A 24,358-nucleotide genomic window follows, 5' to 3' on the forward strand; every position below is an offset into this window, starting at 1 on the left:
CCCGCTCCGTCAGGCGAGCGGCCGGCGGCGGAGCGTCGCCGCGAACATCGCGTCGGTGCCCTCGCGGTGCGGCCAGAGCTGGAAGCGGTCGACCTCGTCGGCGTCGCCGCGACGCGCCAGGACGGCGGAGACGACCTCGGACGTCTCCGCGAGCACGGGCGAGCACGTGGCGTAGACGACCACTCCCCCGGGCCGCACCGAGTCGATCGCGACGTCGAGCAGGACCTGCTGGAGGGCCACGAGGACGTCCAGGTCGTCGGGGCTGCGTCGCCACCGCGACTCCGGGCGGCGGCGCAGGGCGCCGAGGCCGGAGCATGGCGCGTCGACCAGCACCCGGTCGAACGTGCCGGGCACCCAGGCCGGGCGCGTACCGTCGCCGGCGACGACGTGCACGGCGGACGCCGGCACGGCGCGCAACGCGGACGACACGAGCGCGGCCCGGTGGGGCTGGCGCTCGTGGGCGACGAGATGGGCCCCGCGCTGGGCGGCCAGCGCGGCCAGCAGCGCCGCCTTGCCGCCCGGACCGGCGCACAGGTCGAGCCAGCGCTGGTCGCGACCGGCCAGCGGTGCGTCGGCCAGGGCAAGGGCGACGAGCTGGGAGCCCTCGTCCTGCACCCCGGCTCGCCCCTCCGCGACGGCGGGGACGGCGGACGGGTCGCCGCCCGCGAGCACGGCGCCGTACGGCGACAGGCTGGTGCGGGCGGCGCCGGCCGCCTCCAGCTCGCCGACCTCCGCCAGCCCGGGACGGGCGACGAGGGTCACGCGCGGGGCCGCGTTGTCCGCGGTGAGGAGGGCCTCCAGCTCGTCGTCGCCGCCGAGGGCCTCGGCGAGCGCGTCGACGACCCACCGGGGGTGGGACTGGGCGACCGCGAGGTGGCCGTGGGGGTCCGCGGCGGCGTCGGGAGCCACCTCGTCCACCCACGACGCCAGGTCGCGACGGGACACCTTGCGGAGCACGGCGTTCACGAGGCCGGAGGGTCCCTGTCCGACGGTGGCGCGCACCAGGTCGACGCTGGTGGAGATCGCCGCGTGGTCGGGGACGCGCATGGACAGGAGCTGGTGGGCGCCGAGCCGGAGCACGTCGCGCACCTCCGCCTGGAGGCGCGGCCGGGTCAGGCACGCGTCGATGATCGGGTCGTAGAGCCCCTGCATCCGGATCGCGCCGGACGCCAGCTCCGTGGCCAGGCCGGCGTCGCGTCCCTCGAGGCGGTGCTTGCGCAGCACCTGCGGCAGGACCAGGTTGGCGTACGCGTCGTCGACGCGGACCGCGGTCAGCACGTCGAGCGCCGCGTGGCGCGGACGGTCCACCGGCCGGCGGCGCTCACCCACCGAGGTGCTCCCGGACCAGCCGCTTCGGTGCCCGGGCGGCCCACGCGTCGGTGATCACCTCGACGAGCTCCTGACGGCTCAGCTCGCCCAGGCGGGACTGCCGCACCAGCACGGCGTTGTAGCCGTTGAAGTGGTCGATGGTGAAGAACGGCGTGGTGTCGTCCTCGACGAGGGCCTGCTTCTCCGCCTCGGTGGGGGTGACGATCACGACCAGGTCGTCGTACATCTCCCCCGTGTCGGGGTCGACGGCCGTCTTGTGCGGTGCGCGGTAGAGGACGAACCCCCTGCCCTTGTCGCCGCGCGGGACCTTCCAGGTCGGACGGTCGCCCCACGACGTGCCGAGCTCGGTCTCGGGCAGCGACGCGCAGATCTCGTCGACGTCGTCCGGTCGCGCCGGCCGCTCCGTGCTCACGCGCCGCCCCCGTCACCGAGGCGGGCGCCGGACTCGAGGCGCACTCCGCGCGCCCAGTCAGCCGCCGGCATCTGCTTCTTCCCGAACGCCTTGACGTCACCCAGCCGGACGGGAGTCGTGCCGGTGCCGACGAGGACGGCGTTCTTGGTGACCTCGAGCACGCCCGGAGCGATCGGCTCGTGGTCGGTGAGGTCCACCGGGCCGACCTTGAACCGCTCGCCCTCGAAGGTGCTCCACGCGCCGGGCGCGGGCGTGCAGGCCCGCACCTGGCGGTCCACGGCGACGGCCGGGTGGCGCCAGTCGATCCGCGCGTCGTCGACGAGGATCTTGGGAGCGAAGGACACGCCGTCCTCCTGCTGCCGGCGTGCCTCGAGGGAACCGTCCTCGATGCCGTCGAGGGTCTGGACGAGGAGGCCGGCTCCGCCCTCGGCGAGCCGGGCGAGGAGGTCACCCGCGGTGTCGCCCGGTCGGATCCGCTCGGTCATCACCCCGAAGACGGGACCGGCGTCGAGCTCCCGGACGATCCGGAACGTCGTCGCGCCGGTCACCTCGTCACCGGCCCAGAGGGCGTGCTGGACAGGGGCCGCGCCGCGCCAGGCAGGGAGCACCGAGAAGTGCAGGTTGATCCACCCGTGGGGCGCCAGGTCGAGCGCCGACTGCGGGAGCAGGGCGCCGTACGCCACCACCGGGCAGGCGTCCGGTCGCAGGGCCGCGAGGGCGGCCTGGAACTCCGGCTCCCGGGGGTGCGCGGGCTTCAGCACGGGTACGCCGAGCTCCTCCGCCCGCTCCGCGACAGGGCTCGCGACCAGCCTGCGGCCGCGGCCGCTGGGCGCGTCGGGCCGGGTGACGACCCCGACGAGCTCGTGCCGGCTGGCCGCGACGGCGTCGAGGGCGGGCACGGCGACCTCCGGGGTGCCCGCGAAGACGACCCGCATCAGCGTCCCAGCCCGAACGTGCTGTGCGGGCTGACCCGGACGGTCGGCCTCTCGAGGCCGAACCAGTCGGACTCCCGGATCTCCTTCATCGCCGCCTTGCGCGCCTCGGTGTCGAGCTTGTCGATGAACAGGATCCCGTCGAGGTGGTCGGTCTCGTGCTGCATCGCCCGGGCGAGCAGCTCGGAGGCCTCGATGCGCACCGGCTCCCCGTGCACGTCGAACCCGGTGGCGACGACCGACAGGGCCCGCAGGCACTCGTAGGTCAGCTCGGGCAGCGAGAGGCAGCCCTCGGGGCCGTCCTGGGTCTCGTGGGAGAGCGACAGCGTCGGATTCACCAGGTGGCCCACCTCGCCCTGGACGTTCCAGGTGAAGACGCGCAGGCCGACGCCGATCTGCGGCGCGGCCAGACCGGCGCCCGGCGCGGCGAGCATGGTGTCGGTGAGGTCGGTGACCAGCCGCTGCAGCTCCTTGTCGAAGCTGTCGACCTCGATCGCGCGCTGGCGCAGGACGGGGTCACCGAACAGGCGGATGGGCTGGACGGCCACGGAACTCCTTCGACCTGGGGAGCAACGGCGACCCGGTTCGGGGGACGCCGCACGGAGCGCCCCAGTCTAGGGACGGCGCCGCTGCCGGACCCAGTCGCGGTCAGACGCTGAGGGGATCGACGTGGATCCGGACCGGGTCGAGCTTGCGCGCCGACCGCACGCGCTGCAGGTCGCCGAGCGCCTCGGACAGCGCGGCGCCGCGCGACCACGGCACCCGCAGCAGGACCCGGTGCTCGTCGCCGACCGGGACGGGGCCGAGCACCTCCGCGCCCTCCGGGAGGTCGAGCAGGTGGAGGACGTCGTCGAGGGCGCCGAGGTCACCGGTCACGGTCGCAAGCCGGGCCGCCGGGGGCAGGTGCGCCTGGGCCCGCTCGTCGGACTCGCGCTGCGCGAAGCCGGCCGGGTCCCACCGGACGAGGGCCTGGAGCGCCGGGTGGGCGGGGTCCCCCACCGCCACGACGTGGCCACCCTCGCGCACCAGGGCCGCGGCGTTGAGCCAGCGCCGCAGGGCCTCCTCGGCGGCCCGCAGGTCGTCGCGGGCCAGGCTCAACCACGCGTCGAGGAGGACCACGGCGGCGTAGCCGGCCTCGGCCACGGGCTCCGCGCCGACGGTGGCGACGACGATGTCGGGACGGTCGGTGACGTGCTCGAGGACCCGCTCCCCGCTGGAGCTGCGCACGGTCGTGCCGACGAACATCCGGCCGAGCTCCTCCGCGGTGCGGGCCTCTCCCCGCACCGGGGCGCGCAGGCCGCGCCCCCCGCAGGTCGGGCACGCCCAGGAGCCCTCGACGTGCCCGCACCACCGGCAGTGCGGGGGCTCGGTGGGGCCGCCCACGGCGAGCGGTCCGGTGCAGACGGTGCAGCGGGCCGGCGAGCGGCAGGTGTCGCAGGCGAGCGACGCGGCATAGCCGGCGCGCGGGGTCTGCACGAGGACCGGCCCGCTCGACAGCCCGCGGCGGATGGCGTCGTACGCCGCCCGCGGGACGCGGGTGCCGACCGCGCGGTCCTCGGCGGGAACGGCCTCGACCCGCACGCGTCGTCGCAGCACCTCCCGCGGGACGGCGAGCTCGTGGGCCCAGCCGCTCGCGAGCAGCTGCTGCGCCTCCGGGGTCCGGGCGAAGCCCCCCAGCAGGGCCGACGTACCCTGCTGCGCCACGCGCGCGAGCAGCACCTCGCGGGTGTGCGGGTAGGGCGCGCGGGGCTCGGCGTGGAGGTCGTCGCCGTCGTCCCACAGCACGACCAGGCCGAGGTCGTGCACCGGCGCGAAGGCCGCCGAGCGGGTGCCGACGAGCACGCGGCGGGCTCCGCGGGAGACGGCGAGGAAGTCGCGGTAGCGGCGTGCCGGGCCGCCCTCGGCGGTCAGGCACACGTGGTGCCCCTCGCCGAGCACGGCTGTGAGCGCCGCGTCGACGCGGGTGACGTCGCGGCGGTCGGGGACGCACACCAGCGCGCCCCGCCCGGCGGCGTACGTCGTCGCGACCGCCGCGGCGACCATCGTCGGCCAGTCGTCGGCGGGCGCGGCCGACCACACGGCGCGGGGAGAGTCGCCGCTGCGCAGCCGGCGCAGGAAGGCGTCGCCGTGCGCGACGTGACCCCAGGCTGGCGGGGGCGTGCCGGACCAGGGCGGAGCCGCGGGCGACGGCTGCTTCTCGGTCGCGGCGTGCCGCGGCGGCACCGCGAGCCGCAGCACGTCGGAGCGCGCGCCGGCATAGCGGGTGGCGAGGGCCTCGCTGAGCCGGGCGACCTCCGGTGCGAGCACGGGCTCGGCGCTGACCACCCGGCGCAGCGGCTGCAGACGGCCGGTGTGGTCGGTCTCGGTCGCCCGCTCGACCACGAAGCCGTCGACGTCCTGGCCGGCGAACCGGACCTTGACCCGCGCGCCCGGCACGGCCGTGTCGGCCATCGCCGTGGGGACGGCGTAGTCGAAGGGGCGGTCGAGGTGGGCCAGCGCGATGTCGACCAGCACCCGGGCGACCGGGTCGGTCGCCGCGGGCTCCCAGGCCGCGGCCTTGCGCCGGCGGGTGGCCGCGGCCTTGGCGCGGGCGTCGTCGACGGCAGCACGAAGCCCCGGGAGCATGTCTGCTTCCGGGGCCTCGTGCTCGCTCATGCGGTGGATTCTGTCAGCGGCGTACGACTGTCGGGCGGGCACCGTCTCGTGCGCTGGTGTTGTCAGGCTCTCGCTGAACTTGTCGGCCCGTGCACGGCCTGACAAGTTCAGTGATCCCCGGTCAGCCGGGGATCACTGGAGACCGAAGCCAGGACTCAGATGCCGGCGGCGGCCTTGAGCTTCTCGGCGCGGTCGGTGGACTCCCAGGTGAACTCGGGCAGCTCGCGGCCGAAGTGGCCGTAGGCCGAGGTCTCGGCGTAGATCGGGCGGAGCAGGTCGAGGTCGCGGATGATCGCGGCCGGGCGGAGGTCGAAGACCTCGAGCACGGCGTCCTGGATCTGCTCGTCGGACACCACGCCGGTGCCGAAGGTCTGGATGAAGACACCGACGGGCGCGGCCTTGCCGATGGCGTACGCCACCTGGGCCTCGCAGCGGCGGGCGAGGCCGGCCGCGACGACGTTCTTGGCGACCCAGCGCATGGCGTAGGCGGCCGAGCGGTCGACCTTCGACGGGTCCTTGCCGGAGAAGGCGCCGCCGCCGTGGCGGGCCATGCCGCCGTAGGTGTCGACGATGATCTTGCGGCCGGTGAGGCCGGCGTCGCCCATCGGGCCGCCGATGACGAAGGTGCCGGTCGGGTTGACCAGCATCCGGTAGCCCTCGGAGGGGATGGCGAACGTGGCGAGCACGGGGTCGATCACGTGCTGCTTGATGTCGGCCTCGAGCCGGCCGTGCTCGATGCCGGCGTCGTGCTGGGTCGACAGCACGACGGTGTCGATGCGGACCGGACGGTCGTCCTCGTCGTACTCGATGGTGACCTGGGTCTTGCCGTCGGGACGGAGGTAGGCCAGCGTGCCGTCCTTGCGGACCTCGGTGAGGCGCTGGGCGAGCCGCTGGGCGATGGTGATCGGGAGCGGCATCAGCTCGGGCGTGTCGTCGCAGGCGTAGCCGAACATCAGGCCCTGGTCGCCCGCACCGCGCTTGTCGAGCTCGTCGTCGGAGTCGCCGACGCGGGACTCGTGGCCGGCGTCGACGCCCGCGGCGATGTCGGAGGACTGGGCGCCGATCGCGACCTGGACGCCGCAGGAGTGGCCGTCGAAGCCCTTCTCCGAGGAGTCGTAGCCGATCTCGAGGATCGCCTTGCGGACGATGTCGGCGACCGGGGCGTAGGCGCCGGTGCGGACCTCACCGGCCACCACGACGAGGCCCGTGGTCAGCAGCGTCTCGACGGCCACGCGCAGGTTGGCCTTGTCGGGGTCCGCCGCCATCAGGTGGTCGAGGACCGAGTCGCTGATGCGGTCGGCGATCTTGTCCGGGTGACCCTCGGTCACGGACTCGGAGGTAAAGAGGCGTCCAGCCACGTCGTCACTCGCTTCTTCTGTGGAACGGTTCGGTCACAACGTACCTGCTGCCCAGCATCCGGGACGCATGTCTCACCCGACGAATCGACGGGCGACCTCGTCCCAGATGACGTGGGCCAGCGCGGTCTTGCTGCCGCGGGGCACCTCGACGGAGCCACCGTCGGCGCCGAGGATCACCGCCTCGTTGTCGCTGCTGCCGAAGACCGCTCCCCCGCTGACGTCGTTGACGACGAGCAGGTCACAGCCCTTGCGGGCGAGCTTGGCGCGCCCGAGGTCGAGGACCGACCCGCTCGCGTCGCCGGTCTCGGCCGCGAACCCCACGATGACGGCGCCCTCGCGGGCGCGGTCGTGGGAGATCTCGGCCAGGATGTCGGGGTTCTGGGCGAGCTCGATGGCGGGCGCCGAGCCGTCGTCGGCCTTTTTGATCTTCGCGTCGCTGACGCTCGTGGGTCGGAAGTCGGCGGGCGCGGCCGCCATCACCACGGCGTCGGCCGTCGCGGTCGCGGCCACCACGGCGTCGCGCAGCTGCGCCGTCGTCTCCACGCGTACGACGCTGACCCCGGCCGGGTCGGGCAGGGACACGTTGGCGCTGACCAGCGTGACGTGGGCGCCACGCGCGGCGGCGGCCCGGGCGAGGGCGTAGCCCTGGAGGCCGGAGGACCGGTTGCCGAGGAACCGGACCGGGTCGAGGTACTCGCGCGTGCCGCCGGCGGAGACGACGACCTTGCGACCGGCGAGGTCGTGCCCGGCGTCGCCCCGGTCGAGGACGCCGACCACGAGCTCGAAGATCTCGGCGGGCTCGGGCAGGCGGCCCTTGCCGGTGTCGGCGCCGGTGAGGCGCCCCTCGGCGGGCTCGATCACGATCGCCCCACGCTGGCGCAGCGTGGCGACGTTGGCCTGGGTGGCGGGGTGCTCCCACATCTCGGTGTGCATCGCCGGGGCGAACACCACCGGGCAGCGCGCGGTGAGCAGGGTGTTGGTCAGCAGGTCGTCGGCCAGGCCGTGGGCGGCCTTGGCCAGCACGTCGGCGGTGGCGGGGGCCACGACGACCACGTCGGCGCTCTTGCCGATGTGGACGTGCGGCACCTCGTGGACGTCGGTCCACACCTCGGCGGACACCGGCTTGCCGGACAGCGCCGCCCACGTCGGGGCGCCGACGAACTGCAGCGCCGCAGCGGTGGGCACGACCGTGACGTCGTGTCCGGACTCGGAGAACCGGCGGAGCAGCTCACAGGCCTTGTAGGCCGCGATCCCGCCGGAGACGCCGAGGACGACCCGTCTGGTCATCGTGGGGCTCGCGTCACTCCGTGTCGTCGCCTGCGGCGGCCTCGGCGGCGGCGGCCTCGGCGGCGGGGTCGATGTCCTCACAGGTCAGGAGGTCGTCGTTGATCTCGCGGAGCGCGATGGAGAGGGGCTTCTCCTGCACGTGGGTGTCGACCAGCGGGCCGACGTACTCCAGGAGGCCCTCACCGAGCTGGGAGTAGTAGGCGTTGATCTGGCGAGCACGCTGGGCGCTGTAGAGCACCAGCTTGTACTTGCTGTCGGTCTTGCTGAGCAGGTCGTCGATCGAGGGGTTGGTGACGCCCTCGGCTGCGATGGTGGGAGAAGCCACGGTCGCGTGCCTCGCTTCTGGTCGGTGGTGCGGTCGGGTGGGTCCTGTGCACGCCGGAACGCCCGGCGGACTCAGTCGAGCGACGAGTCTTCGCCCTGGATCGTCATCAAGGCTACCAACTCGTCCGCGGCAGCGTGAACTTCGTGGTTGACGATGGTCACGTCGAACTCCGACTCGGCGGCCAGCTCGTCGCGGGCGGTGGCCAGTCGGCGCTCGCGCTCGGCCTCGTCCTCGGTGCCGCGCCCGACGAGGCGGCGGACGAGCTCCTCCCACGACGGCGGCTTGAGGAAGACGAACAGCGCCTCGGGCATGGTCTCGCGCACCTGGCGAGCGCCCTGGAGGTCGATCTCGAGCATGGCCGGATGGCCGGAGGCCAGCGCGAGGTCGACCGGGCCGCGCGGCGTGCCGTAGCGGGCGGCCTTGTGGACCACGGCCCACTCGAGGAGGTCGCCGCGCTCGATCATCGCGTCGAACTCCTCGTCGGAGACGAACCAGTAGTGGACGCCGTTCTCCTCACCCGGCCGCGGTGGGCGGGTGGTGGCCGAGACGGAGATCCACACCTCGGGATGCGTCTCGCGCACGGCCGCGGCCACGGTGCCCTTGCCGACCGCGGTCGGGCCGGCGAGCACGATGAGGCGGGAGCGGCGGTGGGGGTTGCCCCCTCCGGTGCCGCTCACGAGGCGTCGGGGCCGAACTCGCGCTCGAGCGCCGCGACCTGCTTGACGCCGAGGCCACGCACCCGGCGGCTCTCGGCGATCCCGAGGCGCTGCATGACCTGGCGGGCGCGCACCCGGCCCAGGCCGGGAACGGACTGGAGCAGCTCGACCACGCGCATCTTGCCGATGACCTCGTTGGTCTGGCCCTCGTGGAGCACGTCGAGGATGGAGCCGCCGGAGTTCTTGAGCCGGTTCTTCACCTCGGCCCGCTCACGTCGGGAGGCCGCAGCCTTGTCGAGGGCTGCCTGGCGCTGCTCGGGCGTCAGAGGGGGCAAGGCCACGAAAGCTGTCCTTCTACGTCGGGTGGAGGTCGGGTCCGGCGGTGGTCCGGCTCAATCTAGTCATCTCGCGACGAGGCAGGCAATCGAGCCGACCGGGGCCCTGGCTGGACGTGACGTACGCCATGACGGTTCACCACGGTATGTCGGCGGACAGGCACTTCACACGGTGAGCTCACCGTGGGAAGTGCCTGCTGGGCGACATCCCATGGTGGAGCGTCAGCGTGAGAGCGGGGTGCCGCACACGTCCAGGGCGTGCTGCTCGACCGCCCCCATGGCGGTGACGGTGCGCTCCGACCCGACCTTGCGGGCCGCGGCCTCGATGGCCGCCCGGTCGTCGGCGGACAGCTCGGCCGGTGGCTCCTCGGCGGAGTACGTCGACGGGTCGACGCCGGCGTGCTCGAGTGCGTCCTCGAGGTCGCGCAGCGGCTCGATCACCGCCGCCCAGTCGTCGGCGATGTCGCGGGGCGCCCGGGCGTGCAGGTCGTCGTAGGTGTCGAGGACCTCGAACAGCGCGCCGGCGTCCTCCGCGGCGGCGACGTCGGTGAGCGCCTCCTGGTGCTCCTCCACCGCCTCGCAGTAAGCCTCGGCCGGGTCGCTCGAGCAGGCGGCCAGTGCGACGGGGAGCAGCAGCGCGAGGAGGAGGGACCGGCTCACCCGCCCAACTCCTGCACGGCCTCGTTGCCGCGCAGCGCGGCGTCGCGGAGCGCGATGACGTCCGGGCCGGCCCGGAGCACCTCGCGCGAGGAGCTGGGCAGCGCCCACCGGGCGGCGGCGCCGAAGATCCGCCTCAGGTCGGCCGTCGTACCTCCCTGCGCGCCGTAGCCGGGCACCAGGAACGGGCCGTTGACGTCGAGGTCCTCGCCGGTCTCGCCGATGGTGGCGCCCACGACAGCCCCGAACGAGCCGACCGGCTCGGCGCCGGCGTTGAGCGCACGGAGGTGCCCGAGGACGGTGCCGGCGACGGTCGAGTCGCCCGTGCGGGCGTGCTGCACCTCGGGACCCTCCTTGTTGGAGGTGAGGGCGAGCACGAAGAGGCCGCCGCCGTGCTGGTGGCAGGCCTCGACCATCGGGTCGAGGGAGCCGAAGCCGAGGTAGGGGCTGGCCGTGATCGCGTCGGAGGCCAGAGGGGAGGACGGGTCGAGGTAGGCGTCGGCGTAGGCCTGGCTGGTGGACCCGATGTCGCCGCGCTTGACGTCGAGCAGGACGAGCGCGCCGGCCTGCCGGGACTCCGCGACCACCCGCTCCAGCACCGCGATGCCGCGGCTGCCGAAACGCTCGTAGAACGCGCTCTGCGGCTTCACCACGCTCACCACGGGCGCGACCGCCTCGACCACCGTCAGCGCGAAGCGCTCCAGGGAGGCCACGTCGTCGCCAAGACCCCAGTCGTGGAGCAGGGCGGCGTGCGGGTCGATGCCGACGCAGAAGCGTCCGCGCGCGTCGATCGCCCGGGCGAGCCGGGTGCCGAAGGGGGTCATCGGGTCTCCTCGGAGTCGGTGAACGTGGCCCGGAGCCGGGCGAGGGTCGTCGGGTCGTGCAGCAGGGCGGTGCCGACCTGGACGGCGGCGGCACCGGTGGAGAGGTACGCCCGAGCGCTGGCGACGTCGTGCACTCCCCCGCACCCGACCGTGGGCACGTCGGGGAGCGCACGGGCGACCTCGGCGACGCAGCGCATCGCGACCGGGGCCACGGCAGGGCCGCTCAGCCCGCCCGACCGGCCGTCGGGGAAGGCCGCGGGGACGGCGTTGCCGACCACCACGGCCGTGGCGCCGGCCTCGTGGCAGGACCGCGCGCCCTCCACGATGCGCGAGACGTCGGGGCGCAGCTTGGCCAGGACCGCCCGGTCGGCCGGGAACTCGCGTCGCACCGCGGCGATGACGCTGGCGGCGTGGTAGGGCTCGCGCACCTCGAACAGGCCGGCGCCGGCCTCGTCGGGGGCACCCACGTTGACCTCCAGCCCGGCCACCCCGGGTGCGCGGCTGAGCCGGCGGGCGAGGTCGGCGTACTCCCCCATGGTGCTGCCGGCGATCGACACGAGCACCCGCGCGCCCGCGCGCACCAGCCACGGCAGCTCGGTGGCGAGGAAGTGCTCCAGCCCGGGGTTGGGCAGGCCCACGGCGTTGACCAGGCCGCCGGGGACCTCGACCAGGCGGGGACCGGGACCGCCGGGTCGCGGGTCGAGGGTGATCGACCGGGTGACGAAGTCGAGCCCGGCGAGCCCGGCGGGACCGGCGTACGGCACGAGCTCGCGGCCGGTGCCGCCACACCCCGAGGCCACCATCACCGGGCCGGGGACCGGGGCACTCACAGGGAGTCCCAGCGGACGCGGTCGCCGCGGACGACCGGACCCTCGGTGCAGGCCCGCACGACGCGGTGCACGCCGTCCTCGCCGACGACCGGGAGCGGACAGCCGTGGCACAGCCCCGTGCCGCACGGCGTGCCGGTCTCGACGGCCACCTGGCTCCAGGCGCCGGCCCGCTCGGCCGCGACGGCGGCGGCCTGCAGGACGTCGGCCGGTCCGGCGGCGTAGACGACGTCGGCGTCGGTGCGCCGCACGAGGTCGTCGACGTGGTCGGCCACGGTGCCGCGCTGGCCGACCGACCCGTCGGCGGTGAGGACGGTGACCGACCGCGCGGAGCGCCGCGCCTCGAGGGCGGACAGCAGCCGTGCCTCGTCGGGGGCGGAGACGACCAGGGAGACCGCGCAGCCGCGCTCGCGCAGCCGCCCGGCGAGCGGGAAGAGCGGCGCCGCGGCGTACCCCTCCCCCACGAGCAGGCAGGAGACGGGCTCCTTGGGCAGGGCGAAGGCCCGGCCCAGCGGTCCGGTGATGGCCACCGTGGCGCCCACCGGCTGCGCCGCCAGCCAGGTGGTCCCCTCGCCGCGCGCCTCGATGACGACGTCGAGGGTGGGCCCGAAGGCGCTGGACGCGCGCACCCGGTGCACCCAGAGGGCCCGCCGGGCGACGTGCCCGGCGACGGTGACCGCGACGAAGTTGCCGGGCCGGAACGCCTCGGGCACCCCGGGTGCGGTCAGGGTCAGGTGGCGGTAGCCGCCGATCCGCTTGGTGGCCACGACCTCGCCCACCACGTGGACCGGACCGTGCACGGGACCGTGCACGGGACCATGCGCGGGGTGGCGGGCGCCGCCGGGGACCGGGACCTGGGTCATGCCTGCGCGAGCCCCCGCACGATGCGGCGCGGCCACAGCGGACCCTCGTAGACGAACGCGGTGTAGCCCTGGAGCAGGTCGGCGCCTGCGGCGAGGCGGCGGCGGGCGTCGTCCACCGTGGTGATGCCGCCCACGCCGACGAGCGCCAGGTCCGGGCCGACGCGGCCGCGCAGGAGCCGTACGACGTCCTCCGACCGCCGGGTGAGCGGGCGACCGCTCAGCCCTCCCGCACCGATCCCCTCCACCGTCGCGGCGGGGCTGGCCAGCCCGTCGCGGCTGATCGTGGTGTTGGTGGCGATGATGCCGTCGAGCCCGGTGGCCAGCGCGAGGTCGGCCACCGCGAGCACGTCGTCGTCGCTGAGGTCGGGCGCGATCTTCACCAGCAGGGGCACCCGGTGGTCGGGACGCACCTCGTCGGCGCGCCGCCGCACGGCGGCGAGGATCGGCCCGAGCTTCTCGACCGCCTGCAGGTCGCGCAGGCCGGGGGTGTTGGGCGAGGAGACGTTGACCACGAGGTAGTCGGCGTAGGGGGCCAGCAGGCCCGCGGACTTCTCGTAGTCGCGGGCGGCCTCCTCCTCGGGCACGACCTTGGTCTTGCCGATGTTGACCCCGAGCAGCGTCGAGCCACCTCCGGCTCGCCAGGTGGCGAGCCGCCGGGCGACCACCTCGGCACCGTCGTTGTTGAAGCCCATCCGGTTGACGATCGCCCGGTCGTCGGTGAGGCGGAACAGGCGGGGCCGGGGGTTGCCCGGCTGGGCCTCACCGGTGACGGTGCCGACCTCGACGTGGCCGAAGCCGAGTGCCGCGAGCCCGTCGATCCCGACGGCGTTCTTGTCGAACCCGGCCGCCAGGCCGAGCGGGTGCGGGAACGTGAGACCCAGGGCGTGCACCGGCGCGGTCGGCACGCGGACGGCCCGACTCGTCACCGGGGCGGCGGCGCGGATCGCCCGGAAAGCGGCGTGGTGGATCCGCTCCGGCTCGACCCGGGTGAGCGCCCGCTCGAACAGGACGTCGTAGGGGCGTGGTCTCGAGGCCCGCACCTCAACCACCGTTGGAGGGGGCGGTCCGGAGGTGCGCGGCCCAGTCCTGCAGGGACCGCACGCCGATGTCGCCGCGCCGCATCGCCTCCAACCCCTGCACCGCCGCGCCCAGGCCCTGGATCGTGGTGATGCACGGGATGTCGGTCAGCACCGCCGCGGTGCGGATCTCGTAGCCGTCCGCGCGCGGGGAGCCGCCGCTGGTGGCGCCGTGGGGCGTGTTGATCACCAGGTCGACCTCGCGGTCGAGGATCTTCCCGACGATCGTCTTCTCGCCGTCTGGGCCCTCGCCCTCGGACTGCTTGCGCACCACGGTGGCGACGACGCCGTTGCGGCGCAGCACCTCGGCGGTGCCGGCCGTCGCCAGGATCTCGAACCCCATGTCGGCGATCTGCTTGACCGGGAAGATCATGTGCCGCTTGTCGCGGTTGGCGACCGACACGAACACCCGACCGGACAGCGGCAGCGAGCCGTAGGCCGCGGACTGGGCCTTGGCGAAGGCCGTGCCGAAGAAGGCGTCGAAGCCCATCACCTCGCCCGTCGAGCGCATCTCCGGGCCGAGCAGGGCGTCGACCGTGCGGCCGTCGGCGGTCTTGAAGCGGTCGAAGGGCATGACCGCCTCCTTCACCGCGATGGGCGAGCCGTCGGCCAGGTGGCCGCCGTCGCCCTCGGCCGGCAGCACCCCGGCGGTGCGGAGGTCGGCGATCGACTCCCCGAGCATCACCCGCGCCGCCGCCTTCGCGAGCGGGGTCGCGGTCGCCTTGGAGACGAACGGCACCGTCCGCGACGCGCGCGGGTTGGCCTCGAGGACGTAGAGCACGTCGGAGGCGAGGGCGTACTGGATGTTGAGCAGGCCCCGGACACCCAGCCCGCGCGCGATCGCCTCGGTCGAGCGGCGGATGCGGTCGATCTCCTCCCGGCCGAGCGTGATCGGCGGCAGGGCGCACGACGAGTCGCCGGAGTGGATGCCGGCCTCCTCGATGTGCTCCATCACGCCACCGAGGAAGAGGTCCTCGCCGTCGAACAGGGCGTCGACGTCGATCTCGACCGCGTCGTCCAGGAAGCGGTCGACGAGCACGGGCTGGCGCTCGTTGATGAGGCCGTTGGCGACGTAGCGCTCGAGGTAGCGCTCGAGGGCGGCGTCGTCGTAGACGATCTCCATGCCCCGGCCGCCGAGGACGTAGGACGGGCGCACCAGGACCGGGTAGCCGATCTCGTGGGCGATGCGCTGCGCCTGCGGGTACGACGTCGCGGTGCCGTGCTTGGGCGCCGGCAGGCCCGCGTCGGCGAGGACCCGGCCGAAGGCGCCCCGCTCCTCGGCGAGGTGGATCGCCTCCGGGGTGGTGCCGACGATCGGCACGCCCGCGTCGGCGAGCCCCTGGGCCAGGCCGAGCGGCGTCTGCCCGCCGAGCTGGCACACGACGCCGGCCACCGGGCCGGCCTGCTGCTCGGCGTGCACGATCTCCAGGACGTCCTCGAGGGTGAGCGGCTCGAAGTAGAGCCGGTCGGAGGTGTCGTAGTCGGTACTGACGGTCTCGGGGTTGCAGTTGACCATGATCGTCTCGTAGCCGGCCTCGGCCAGCGCGAGCGAGGCGTGCACGCAGGAGTAGTCGAACTCGATGCCCTGGCCGATGCGGTTGGGGCCGGAGCCGAGGATGATCACGGCCTCCTTGCCCTCCGCCCGGGGCTGCACCTCGGTCTCCTCGTCGTAGGACGAGTAGTGGTAGGGCGTGCGCGCCGCGAACTCGGCCGCGCAGGTGTCGACGGTCTTGAAGACCGGCCGGATGCCCAGGGCGTGGCGCACGCCGCGGATCACGTCGGCACTGAGGCCGCGGATCCGCCCGATCTGCTCGTCGGAGAAGCCGTGCCGCTTGGCCAGGCGCAGCAGGTCGGGCGTGAGCTCGGTGGCGTCGATGAGCTCCACGGCGACCTCGTTGATCAGGGCGAGCTGGTCGACGAACCAGGGGTCGATCTTCGTGGCGTCGAAGATCTCCTGCGGCGTGGCGCCGGCCCGGATCGCGTCCATGACCTTCTTCAGGCGCCCGTCGTGCGGGACCTTGATCTCCTCGAGGAGGGCGGCCTTCGACTCGGCGGAGGCCAGGTCGTCGTCGAAGTGCTTGTGCCAGTCGAACGGCGCGTGCTTGCTCTCCAGCGACCGCAGCGCCTTCTGGAGCGCCTCGGTGAAGTTGCGGCCGATGGCCATCGCCTCGCCGACCGACTTCATGTGCGTCGTCAGCGTCGGGTCGGCCTCGGGGAACTTCTCGAAGGCGAACCGCGGCACCTTGACCACGACGTAGTCGAGCGCCGGCTCGAAGGAGGCCGGGGTCTCCTCGGTGATGTCGTTGCGGATCTCGTCGAGGGTGTAGCCGATGGCGACCTTGGCGGCGATCTTCGCGATCGGGAAGCCGGTGGCCTTGGAGGCCAGCGCGGAGGACCGCGAGACGCGCGGGTTCATCTCGATGACGATGAGGCGGCCGTCGGCCGGGTTGACGGCGTACTGGATGTTGCACCCGCCGGTGTCGACGCCGACCGCGCGGATGATGCCGATCGCGAGGTCGCGCATCTTCTGGTACTCGCGGTCGGTCAGCGTCATCGCGGGGGCGACGGTGATCGAGTCGCCGGTGTGCACGCCCATCGGGTCGAGGTTCTCGATCGAGCACACGATCACCGTGTTGTCGGCGCGGTCGCGCATGACCTCGAGCTCGTACTCCTTCCAGCCGAGGATCGACTCCTCGAGGAGCACCTCGGTGGTGGGGCTGGCGGCGAGGCCGGCACCGCCGATGCGGCGCAGGTCCGCCTCGTCGTACGCCATGCCGGAGCCGGTGCCGCCCATCGTGAACGACGGGCGGACGACCATTGGGTAGCCGAGCTCCTCGGCGCCGGCGAGCAGGTCGTCGACCGAGTGGCAGATGAAGCTGCGCGCCGACTCGCCGCCGAGCTGCTCGACGATCTTCTTGAACTGCTGGCGGTTCTCGCCGCGCTCGATCGCCTCGATCGAGGCGCCGATCAGCTCGACGCCGTACTTCTCCAGCGTGCCGGCCTTGTCGAGGGCCATCGCGCAGTTGAGCGCGGTCTGGCCGCCGAGGGTGGCGAGCAGCGCGTCGGGGCGCTCCTTGGCGATGACCTTCTCGACGTATTCCGGGGTGATCGGCTCGACGTAGGTCGCGTCGGCGAACTCCGGGTCGGTCATGATCGTCGCCGGGTTGGAGTTCACCAGGATGACCCGCAGGCCTTCCTGACGCAGGACGCGGCACGCCTGGGTGCCGGAGTAGTCGAACTCGCAGGCCTGGCCGATGATGATCGGCCCCGAGCCGATGACCAGGACGCTCTGGATGTCGGTGCGCTTGGGCATCTCAGGCCTCCTTCCTCTCGGTCATGAGATCGCAGAACCGGTCGAAGAGGTACGCCGCGTCGTGGGGGCCGGCAGCGGCCTCCGGGTGGTACTGCACGGAGAACGACAGCAGCCGTCCCCCTCGCTCCTCCGGGTCACGCAGCTCGAGGCCCTCGACCACGTCGTCGTTGAGGCACACGTGGCTGACCGTGGCCTCGCCGAACTCGGTGGTGGTCGAGCCCTCGAGGGGCGCATCGACGGCGAAGCCGTGGTTGTGCGCGGTGACCTCCACCTTGCCGGTGGTGCGGTCCATGACCGGCTGGTTGACGCCGCGGTGGCCGTACTTCAGCTTGAAGGTGCCGAAGCCGAGCGCGCGGCCGAAGAGCTGGTTGCCGAAGCAGATCCCGAAGTAGGGGATGCCGGCGCGCAGCGCGTCCTGCAGCAGGGCGACCTGGGCGGTCGTGGCAGCCGGGTCACCGGGGCCGTTGGAGAAGAAGAGTCCGTCCGCCCCGGTGGCCTGCACGTCGTCGAGCGTCGCGGTCGCGGGCAGCACGTGCACCTCGATGCCGCGCTCGCTCATCATGCGCGGGGTGTTGGCCTTGATGCCGAGGTCGACCGCCGCGACGGTGAAGCGCTTGTCCCCCACGGCCGGCACGACGTAGGCGTCGGCCGTGGTGACGGCCTCGCTGAGGTTGGACCCGGTCATCTCCGCCGAGCCGCGGACCTTCTCCAGCAGGCGCTGGGGGTCGGTCTCGGTGGTGGAGATCCCGACGCGCATCGCGCCCCGCTCGCGCAGGTGGCGGGTCAGCGCGCGGGTGTCGACCCCGCTGATCCCCACGACGCCCTGCTCGCGGAGGTCGTCGGCGAGGCTGCGGGTGCTGCGCCAGTTGCTGGGCACCCGCGCGGGGTCGCGGACGACGTAGCCGGCGACCCAGATGCGCGAGGACTCCATGTCCTCGTCGTTCATCCCGGTGTTGCCGACGTGCGGGGCCGTCATGACGACGACCTGGCGGTGGTAGCTGGGGTCGGTGAGCGTCTCCTGGTAGCCGGACATGCCGGTCGAGAAGACCGCTTCGCCGAAGGTCTCACCGACGGCGCCGAAGGACTCACCGCGAAAGGTGCGCCCGTCCTCCAGGACCAAGAGCGCAGGGGCAGGCAGAGCCATGCCGCACCTCCTTCTCCGCCTCACGGGACGGATCGTTAAAGGATGTTCGAGCCGTCGCCGACCCTACCAGCGCGGACCGCACTGCCCGGCATCGTGTCCACGACGCGACTCGAGCGGCCACATGTCCGCTCGAGTGGCCCCATTCCGGGGTCCCAGCGGCCATTTCGCGCGCCCAGCGGGCGTCACCACGACGTCAGTCCCAGCTCCGGGCCCTCCCAGCGCCGACGCAGCCACCTGTCGTGCGAGGCCAGCAGCACCCCGCCCGGGGCGGTGGCCAGCGCCTCCTCCAGCTCGCCGGCCAGCGCCAGCGAGACGTGGTTGGTCGGCTCGTCGAGGAGCAGCAGGTCGGGTGCGGCGGCGATGGCGACCGCGAGGCCGAGCCGGCGGCGCTGCCCGACGGACAGGCTCCCGACGGGGGTCCGGTGGTCGCGCGGGTGGAGCAGCCCGAGCTCCCGCAGCGGCGGTGCGTCGGGCAGGGCGCGCACCGCGGCGTCGTACGTCGCCAGCGCGGAGCGCGACGGGTCGGTGGGCTGCGGGTCCTGGGTGAGCTCGCGGACGGTCCGGGCGGCCACCACGGCCGTGCCGCTCGACGGGGTCACCCGTCCCGACAGCACGCCCAGCAGCGTGGACTTGCCCGAGCCGTTGGGGCCGGTGAGCAGCAGGTGCTCCCCCGCCGCGAGGTCCAGCCGTGCCACCCGGAGCCGGCCGGCCACCTCGAGGTCGCGGACCTGCACGAGGCGGCCGGCGGCGCGCGCGGTGAGGGCGCCGCGGAACCGCAGGGGCGCCGGCGGCTTGCGCACCTGCTCGCGCTCGGCCACCTCCAGGCGACGCTGGGCGTCGGCCTTGCGGCGTGACAGCGCCTTGGCGACCTTCTGCCCCTTGCCGAAGTAGATGAACTTGTCGTTGTCGGTCGGGGGACGGTTGTGCGCGATCGCGCCGGTGCCGATCCGCGTGGCGTCACGCAGGCGGGCGATCTCCTCCTGCTGCTCGGCGTAGGTCTGCTCCCAGCGCCTGCGCGCGTCCGCGCGCGCCACCTCGTACGCCGTCCACCCGCCGCCGAACCGCCGGCCACCGTTGCCGTCGGTGCCGAGCTCGCCCGCGTCGAGGTCGACGAGGTCGGTGCACACGTCGTCGAGCAGCACGCGGTCGTGGCTGGCGAGGACCACGACGCCCGGCAGGTCCGCGAGGAAGCCGGTCAGCACCTCGATCGCGTCGTCGTCGAGGTGGTTGGTCGGCTCGTCGAGGAGCAGGCACGTCGGCCGGGTCGTCATGATCGTGGCGAGCGCGAGCCGGGTCCGCTGGCCGCCCGACAGCGTGCCGACCGGGCGCGCCGGGTCGAGGTCGTCCAGCCCGAGCCGGGCCGCCGCGAGCGACGCCCGGCGGTCGGCGTCCCAGGCGTCGTGCGCCAGGGCGAGCTCGAGGGCGCGCTCGTAGGCCGCATCGCCCTCTGGTGTGCCGACCTCCGCCGCCGAGCGCTCCACCTCCGCGACGGCGTCGCGCAGCGGTGCGAGGGTCATCGCGAGGACGTCCGCGACCGTGGCCCGGTCGCGGAACGGTGGCTCCTGGCCGAGCAGGACGAGGTCGCCGGGCGCGGTGATGCTGCCGGACGTGCGGGCACGGGACGGCAGCCGGCCCGCGACCGCCCGGAGGAGGGTGGACTTGCCGGCGCCGTTCTCACCGACCAGGCCGATGCGCCGGCCGGGCTGGGCCAGCAGGTCGACACCGGTGAGGACCGACCGGTCGGGATATCCGACGGACAGCCCGGAGACGACGAGCGGGGCGAGGAGGGAGGAGGTGGTCGAGGAGGGTGCAGGCATGCGGACGTCCTTCGCGCGATCAGGAGAGGACTCGCCGGGCATGGGGGCGCACGAGGGCGCCGCCGCGGACGCGAGTCGGGTCAGTCCTGGATCCACATGGTGGGTCCACCCTAGGCCGCGCGCCGGACCTCGCCAACCGATTTTGCCGACGCCCCCGTTTCACCGCGGCCGTGCCCGGGGAGCATCGCGGCCATGAAGACCACGACGTCAGTCCTGTCCCGTGCCGCCCTTGCTGCCACCACCGCCCTCGGCGCCGCTACTGCCCTGGTGGCCGTCGCCGCGCCGTCCCACGCCGGCACCGTCGTGCAGGACTGCGCCGGCGGTCCGGTCACGATCGGCTCGACGCTCGACGACGTGACCCTGACCGGCGTGTGCACCGACGTCCGCGTGGACGCGTCCAACATCACGGTCGTGCTGCCCACCACCACCTCTCTCACGATCACCGGTGCGAACCTCGAGATCACCGCCTCCGGCCCGGTCGGGGCCGTCGGCCTCGGCGGTGCCAACAACACGCTCTCCGCCCCCGAGGCCGGCGACGTCGCCGTCAGCGGCGGCAACAACGAGGCCACCTTCGCCGGAACCATCGGGCGGACGTCGGTGGTCGACGGGAACAACACCGTGCGGGCCGCGAGCATCACCCGGCTCCGGGTGGAGGACGGCAACCAGGTCGTCCGGGCCGGGACCGTCGGGGCGGTCACGATCCAGGGCAGCAACGCGACCCTCACCGCCTCCCGAGCGCCCAAGGTCACCGTCAAGGGGGCCAACAACTCGGTGCGGCTCGGTCGACTGCCGGTCCTCCGCATCGTCGGCAGCAACAACCGCGCCGTGGTGACCAAGGGCAGCACCAAGGTCACGGTCCGTGGCGCCAACAACGTGGTGCGGGTGAAGAAGCGCGCCTGATCCGTCCCCCCGCGGGAGGGCGGGCTGGCAGGCTGTCCGCATGCGAGTGGTCGACATCGCCCGGGCCGTCGAGGCCGTCCGAGCCCACTGCGAGTCGCTGGGCCGGGTGCCCCGGCTGGCGACCAGCGGCAACTTCGCGTCGCCGGTCACGCTGCTCGAGCCGGTGCTCGCCGAGCTGCCGGCCGTCCGGCTGCACGCCCTCAACGCCCAGACCTCCCTCCCGCTGCACGACGGCGTCGTCCCCGAGACGACGTTCGTCGGTCCCGGCTTCCGGGGACATCCGCGCCTGTCCTACGTCCCGTGCCGGCTGTCGATGGTGCCGCGGCTCTTCCACGGGCCGCTGGCGCCCGACGTGGTGGTCGTGCACACCACGGCACCGCGCGAGGGGCTGGTGTCGCTCGGGCTCGAGGTCAACGTGCTGCCCGCGGCCATCGAGGCGGCGCGCGAGCGGGGGGCGCTCGTGGTGGCCCAGCTCAACCCGCGGATGCCCTGGACCTCCGGCGACGCTGTCATCCCGGTGGACGCCTTCGACCTCGGCGTCGACGTGGAGGTCGCGCCCACCACGCACACCGCACGGGCGCCGGGCGAGGACGCCCGGCTGATCGGGGCGCTGGTCGCGGCCGAGATCGGTGACGGGGCGACGCTCCAGGCGGGGATCGGCGAGGTGCCCGACGCGACCATCGCCGGCGTCCTCGACCGGCGCGGCCTCCGGATCTGGACCGAGATGTTCAGCGACGGCGTCCTCACCCTCGAGAAGGCCGGCGCCCTCGACCCCGCCACGCCGCTGCGGACGTCGTTCGTGTTCGGCAGCGAGGAGCTCTACGACTGGGTCGACGACAACCCGCGGGTGCAGATGCTGCGGACCGAGACCACCAACTCCCCCGCCGAGATCGCCCGCCAGCCGGCGATGACCTCGATCAACACCTCGCTGCAGGTCGACCTGTTCGACCAGGCCAACGCCTCGCGCATCGGCGCCCGGATCTACAGCGGCTTCGGCGGCCAGACGGACTTCACCGTGGGGGCCAGCCACTCGCCGGGGGGCCGCGCCTTCATGGCGCTGCGCAGCTGGCACCCCCGCGCGGACGTGTCCACCATCGTGCCGCTGGTCGACGAGCCGGTCACGTCCTTCCAGCACGGGGCCGTGGTCACCGAGCAGGGCATCGCCTGGATGTGGGGCCGCGACGAGCGCGAGCAGGCGCGCAACCTGATCGAGCACGCGGCGCACCCCAGCGTGCGCGACGACCTCCGGGAGGAGGCGCGGGCTCTCGGCCTGGCGTGAGGCCCGTCGGGACCGTCAGCCCCAGGACGCCCGCATGACGTCGTACGTCACCGCGGGGGTGTCGTCCTGCTCGGGCACGTGGTTGCGCATCACCATCTCGACCGAGGTGCCCGCGACCCGCACCTCGACGTCCCAGCGCCAGCCGGGCGCGTACTCGTAGCCGACGGTGGCCGAGGCGCCGTCGCCGCTGCCGGTGAGGTGCGCATGGTCCGGCTGGTGCCAGCTGTCCACCCACCCCGCCCTGACCAACCCGTCGTCGCCGGCCACGCCCAGCAGCAGCGTGCCGGCCTGCTCGCCGTCCTCCGGGTGCACCCACGTGTAGTCCAGCCGGACCGCGCGGCCGCGAGCCGAGGCGGCTGCCTCCAGGGACGACGCGCCGGTGGCGAGGTCGTCGGTCGGCATCAACCGGAAGCCGGCGCTGCCGGACGCGGGGCCGGGAGGTACGTCGTACGGCAGCGGGGTCGTCACCGGACCATCATCGCCCCGGTCAGGCCACGAAGACGCAGAAGACGTGGCCGGCCGGGCTGGCGTACGCGCGCAGCGGCTCCTCGGGGTCGTCGGTGCGGTCGAAGCGGAGCTCGCCGCCCAGCTCGAGCACGCGCTCGTGCACGGCGTCGAGCGCGCTCCGCGACGGAACGGTGGTGTCGAGGTGCGACACCGACGGGTGGCCGGGCTCGGGCCACCGGCTCGGCGGGAGGGCGTCGACCTCCTGGACGGCCAGGCAGCGTCGTCCGTCGGGGTGGGTCAGCACCAGCCAGTCGGCGTCGTCCGCGCCGTCGGCCGGCACCTCGTCGCCGTCGCGGTAGGCCAGACCGAGCAGGTCGCGCCAGAACTCGGCCTCCGCGCGGACGTCGACCGCGTCGAGGACCGTGTGGAGCAGCTGCGGGACCACGGGCGGGAAGTCGCTCATCCCCCGACCCTACGAGGTGTCAGGATCGGACCGTGCTCCCCCGCCCTGCCTGGATCCAGCTCTTCCTCGACACCCCCGCCGCGGCCTTCGAGGAGGCGGTCGCCTTCTGGTCGGCCGTCACCGGCTGGGCGCCGTCGCAGCGCCGCGGCGAGGACGGCCAGTTCCTCACGCTGCTCCCGCCCGGGGGGTCGGCGTACCTCAAGATGCAGGCGGTGGACGGGCCGCCCGGCATGCACCTCGACCTCGACTCCGCCGATCGCGCGGCCGTCGCCGAGCGGGCCCGCGAGCTCGGTGCCACGCCGGCATGGACCTACCACGACGTCGAGGTGATGCGCTCGCCCGGCGGCCTCCTCCTCTGCCATACCCGCCTCGAGGGGACGCCGCTCCTCGAGCGCTCCGGCGCCACTGTCCTCGACCAGGTGTGCGTCGACGTCCCCCGCCCGCACTGGGACGCCGAGGTCGCGTTCTGGGCGGCGCTGACCGGGCGGGAGCCGCAGGTCGGCTCCCTGCCGGAGTTCGTGCGCCTCGTGCAGGACGGCCTGCCCCGGATGCTGCTCCAGCTGCTCGACGAGGACGAGGGACCGGTGCGCGCCCACCCGGACCTGGCCACGGCCGACCGGGAGGCCGACACCGCTGCCCATGTGCGGCTGGGTGCCGACGTGCGGGCGGTGAACGAGTTCTGGACGGTCCTGGCGGCGCCGGGCGGGCAGGTCTACTGCCTCACCGACCGCGACCCCCGGACCGGCTCCGCCGGGTGATGTGACCGGGCCCACGGCGGCGACCTGCCCAGTTGCGTACTGTCGGTATGTGACCTCGAGCCGCCGCGTCCTGTCCAGCAGCCTCCTCGTCCTCGCCCTCGGCGCGAACGCGACGGGCGCCGTCCCCGCGAGCGCCGCCGGCATCACGGTCCCCGTGCAGTGCGAGCTCGGGAACGAGACGCTGCTCCCCTGGGACGGCATGTCGTACGACCTGCAGGGCACGTGCGGTGCGGTGCGCGTGACGGCCGACGACGCGACCGTCACCATGCCCGCCGCCACCCGGCTCACCGTCGAGGGCGCCGGCAACGTCGTGACCGCCAAGCCGTTGGGCGCCGTGTCAATCACCGGATCCGGCAACGCCGTCACCACCCCGAGCGTGCAGGACCTCGCGGTCTCGGGCGGCGGCTCGGTCGTGAGCGTCGCCGGCCTCGTCGAGCGGGCCGAGCTGGCCAGTGCGGGGTCGGCGCTCTCCGCCGACACCGTGAACGTGCTCCGGCTCCGGGCCTCCGACAGCGTGACCGCGCGCAAGGCCTACCGCACCCGCGTGACCGGGTCGGGCAACACCCTCGACCTGACCCGCGCCGACCGGCTCGTCGTCACCGGCGACCGCAACGCCGTCACCGTCGCCCGGGGTCGTACGACGGTGCGCGACCGCGGGCAGGACAACGTGCTCGACCTGCGCCGGCGCCGGCGCTGAGCCG

At 73.9% G+C, this 24,358-nt stretch carries 24 protein-coding genes; 4 read left to right on the forward strand and 20 right to left on the reverse strand.

Features of this window, described 5'->3' with window-relative positions:
- Nucleotides 1–9 precede the first annotated feature (9 nt).
- The 18 genes from Q9S36_RS41600 to Q9S36_RS41685 all read right to left on the reverse strand — a co-directional run bounded on the left by Q9S36_RS41600 (nt 10) and on the right by Q9S36_RS41685 (nt 19,810).
- Nucleotides 10–1,329: an RsmB/NOP family class I SAM-dependent RNA methyltransferase gene (locus tag Q9S36_RS41600; RefSeq protein WP_396653950.1), complete on the reverse strand. Its 1,320-nt coding sequence runs from the start codon at nt 1,327–1,329 to the stop codon at nt 10–12.
- A complete protein-coding gene (locus tag Q9S36_RS41605) occupies nt 1,322–1,741 on the reverse strand; it encodes an MmcQ/YjbR family DNA-binding protein (protein WP_311290670.1) in 420 nt (139 codons plus the stop codon). Before Q9S36_RS41605 ends, Q9S36_RS41600 begins: the two co-directional genes overlap by 8 nt.
- The gene (gene fmt, locus Q9S36_RS41610) at nt 1,738–2,676 is read right to left on the reverse strand and encodes a methionyl-tRNA formyltransferase (protein ID WP_311290671.1); all 939 of its coding nucleotides are present in this window, start codon (nt 2,674–2,676) and stop codon (nt 1,738–1,740) included. The genes Q9S36_RS41605 and fmt overlap by 4 nt, the downstream gene beginning before the upstream one ends.
- On the reverse strand, nt 2,676–3,221 hold the full coding sequence (def, locus tag Q9S36_RS41615) for a peptide deformylase (protein ID WP_311290629.1): 546 nt from the start codon (nt 3,219–3,221) through the stop codon (nt 2,676–2,678). The genes fmt and def overlap by 1 nt, the downstream gene beginning before the upstream one ends.
- Before the next feature lie 100 nt (nt 3,222–3,321).
- Complete coding sequence (locus Q9S36_RS41620) at nt 3,322–5,328, reverse strand: primosomal protein N' (protein ID WP_311290630.1); 2,007 nt, start codon at nt 5,326–5,328, stop codon at nt 3,322–3,324.
- A 155-nt stretch (nt 5,329–5,483) separates the two neighbouring features.
- Complete coding sequence (gene metK, locus Q9S36_RS41625) at nt 5,484–6,686, reverse strand: methionine adenosyltransferase (protein ID WP_311290631.1); 1,203 nt, start codon at nt 6,684–6,686, stop codon at nt 5,484–5,486.
- Between the two features lie 72 nt (nt 6,687–6,758).
- Nucleotides 6,759–7,973, reverse strand: a complete 1,215-nt coding sequence (coaBC, locus tag Q9S36_RS41630; protein WP_311290632.1) for a bifunctional phosphopantothenoylcysteine decarboxylase/phosphopantothenate--cysteine ligase CoaBC — start codon at nt 7,971–7,973, stop codon at nt 6,759–6,761.
- 13 nt (nt 7,974–7,986) lie between these two features.
- Nucleotides 7,987–8,298 carry a DNA-directed RNA polymerase subunit omega gene (gene rpoZ, locus Q9S36_RS41635; RefSeq protein WP_311290633.1) on the reverse strand — a complete coding sequence of 104 codons (312 nt, stop codon included), beginning with the start codon at nt 8,296–8,298 and terminating at the stop codon, nt 7,987–7,989.
- A gap of 71 nt (nt 8,299–8,369) precedes the next feature.
- Nucleotides 8,370–8,975: a guanylate kinase gene (gmk, locus tag Q9S36_RS41640; RefSeq protein WP_311290634.1), complete on the reverse strand. Its 606-nt coding sequence runs from the start codon at nt 8,973–8,975 to the stop codon at nt 8,370–8,372.
- Nucleotides 8,972–9,295 carry an integration host factor, actinobacterial type gene (gene mihF, locus Q9S36_RS41645; protein WP_310252650.1) on the reverse strand — a complete coding sequence of 108 codons (324 nt, stop codon included), beginning with the start codon at nt 9,293–9,295 and terminating at the stop codon, nt 8,972–8,974. Before mihF ends, gmk begins: the two co-directional genes overlap by 4 nt.
- 216 nt (nt 9,296–9,511) lie before the next feature.
- Complete coding sequence (locus tag Q9S36_RS41650; protein ID WP_311290635.1) at nt 9,512–9,949, reverse strand: hypothetical protein; 438 nt, start codon at nt 9,947–9,949, stop codon at nt 9,512–9,514.
- Complete coding sequence (pyrF, locus tag Q9S36_RS41655) at nt 9,946–10,770, reverse strand: orotidine-5'-phosphate decarboxylase (protein ID WP_311290636.1); 825 nt, start codon at nt 10,768–10,770, stop codon at nt 9,946–9,948. The genes Q9S36_RS41650 and pyrF overlap by 4 nt, the downstream gene beginning before the upstream one ends.
- On the reverse strand, nt 10,767–11,600 hold the full coding sequence (locus tag Q9S36_RS41660; RefSeq protein ID WP_311290637.1) for a tRNA-dihydrouridine synthase: 834 nt from the start codon (nt 11,598–11,600) through the stop codon (nt 10,767–10,769). The genes pyrF and Q9S36_RS41660 overlap by 4 nt, the downstream gene beginning before the upstream one ends.
- Nucleotides 11,597–12,460 carry a dihydroorotate dehydrogenase electron transfer subunit gene (locus tag Q9S36_RS41665; RefSeq protein WP_311290638.1) on the reverse strand — a complete coding sequence of 288 codons (864 nt, stop codon included), beginning with the start codon at nt 12,458–12,460 and terminating at the stop codon, nt 11,597–11,599. Before Q9S36_RS41665 ends, Q9S36_RS41660 begins: the two co-directional genes overlap by 4 nt.
- On the reverse strand, nt 12,457–13,500 hold the full coding sequence (locus tag Q9S36_RS41670) for a quinone-dependent dihydroorotate dehydrogenase (RefSeq protein WP_311290639.1): 1,044 nt from the start codon (nt 13,498–13,500) through the stop codon (nt 12,457–12,459). The genes Q9S36_RS41665 and Q9S36_RS41670 overlap by 4 nt, the downstream gene beginning before the upstream one ends.
- Nucleotide 13,501: 1 nt before the next feature.
- Entirely contained in the window at nt 13,502–16,849 is a 3,348-nt protein-coding gene (gene carB, locus Q9S36_RS41675; protein WP_311290640.1) for a carbamoyl-phosphate synthase large subunit, read from the reverse strand.
- 1 nt (nt 16,850) lies between these two features.
- Complete coding sequence (gene carA, locus Q9S36_RS41680) at nt 16,851–17,993, reverse strand: glutamine-hydrolyzing carbamoyl-phosphate synthase small subunit (protein WP_311290641.1); 1,143 nt, start codon at nt 17,991–17,993, stop codon at nt 16,851–16,853.
- Between the two features lie 182 nt (nt 17,994–18,175).
- Nucleotides 18,176–19,810 (reverse strand): ABC-F family ATP-binding cassette domain-containing protein, encoded by a 1,635-nt coding sequence (locus Q9S36_RS41685; protein ID WP_311290642.1) that lies wholly within the window; start codon nt 19,808–19,810, stop codon nt 18,176–18,178.
- Between the two features lie 192 nt (nt 19,811–20,002).
- Here Q9S36_RS41685 and Q9S36_RS41690 point away from each other — a divergent pair, with 192 nt between their 5' ends.
- Together Q9S36_RS41690 and Q9S36_RS41695 are read left to right on the forward strand one after the other, a co-directional pair.
- Nucleotides 20,003–20,710 carry a DUF3060 domain-containing protein gene (locus tag Q9S36_RS41690; RefSeq protein ID WP_311290643.1) on the forward strand — a complete coding sequence of 236 codons (708 nt, stop codon included), beginning with the start codon at nt 20,003–20,005 and terminating at the stop codon, nt 20,708–20,710.
- 40 nt (nt 20,711–20,750) lie between these two features.
- The gene (locus tag Q9S36_RS41695; protein ID WP_311290644.1) at nt 20,751–21,989 is read left to right on the forward strand and encodes an acetyl-CoA hydrolase/transferase C-terminal domain-containing protein; all 1,239 of its coding nucleotides are present in this window, start codon (nt 20,751–20,753) and stop codon (nt 21,987–21,989) included.
- Nucleotides 21,990–22,004: 15 nt separating this feature from the next.
- On the opposite strand, the gene Q9S36_RS41700 is transcribed toward Q9S36_RS41695, so the two are convergent.
- Together Q9S36_RS41700 and Q9S36_RS41705 are read right to left on the reverse strand one after the other, a co-directional pair.
- Nucleotides 22,005–22,457 (reverse strand): hypothetical protein, encoded by a 453-nt coding sequence (locus Q9S36_RS41700; protein WP_311290645.1) that lies wholly within the window; start codon nt 22,455–22,457, stop codon nt 22,005–22,007.
- Nucleotides 22,458–22,476: 19 nt separating this feature from the next.
- A complete protein-coding gene (locus Q9S36_RS41705; RefSeq protein ID WP_311290646.1) occupies nt 22,477–22,899 on the reverse strand; it encodes a VOC family protein in 423 nt (140 codons plus the stop codon).
- Between the two features lie 32 nt (nt 22,900–22,931).
- Between Q9S36_RS41705 and Q9S36_RS41710 the strand changes: the two genes are divergently transcribed.
- Entirely contained in the window at nt 22,932–23,657 is a 726-nt protein-coding gene (locus Q9S36_RS41710; RefSeq protein ID WP_311290647.1) for a VOC family protein, read from the forward strand.
- Between the two features lie 49 nt (nt 23,658–23,706).
- Nucleotides 23,707–24,354: a DUF3060 domain-containing protein gene (locus tag Q9S36_RS41715; protein WP_311290648.1), complete on the forward strand. Its 648-nt coding sequence runs from the start codon at nt 23,707–23,709 to the stop codon at nt 24,352–24,354.
- Nucleotides 24,355–24,358 lie beyond the last annotated feature (4 nt).

It is taken from the genome of Microbacterium sp. ARD31 (assembly GCF_031844425.1).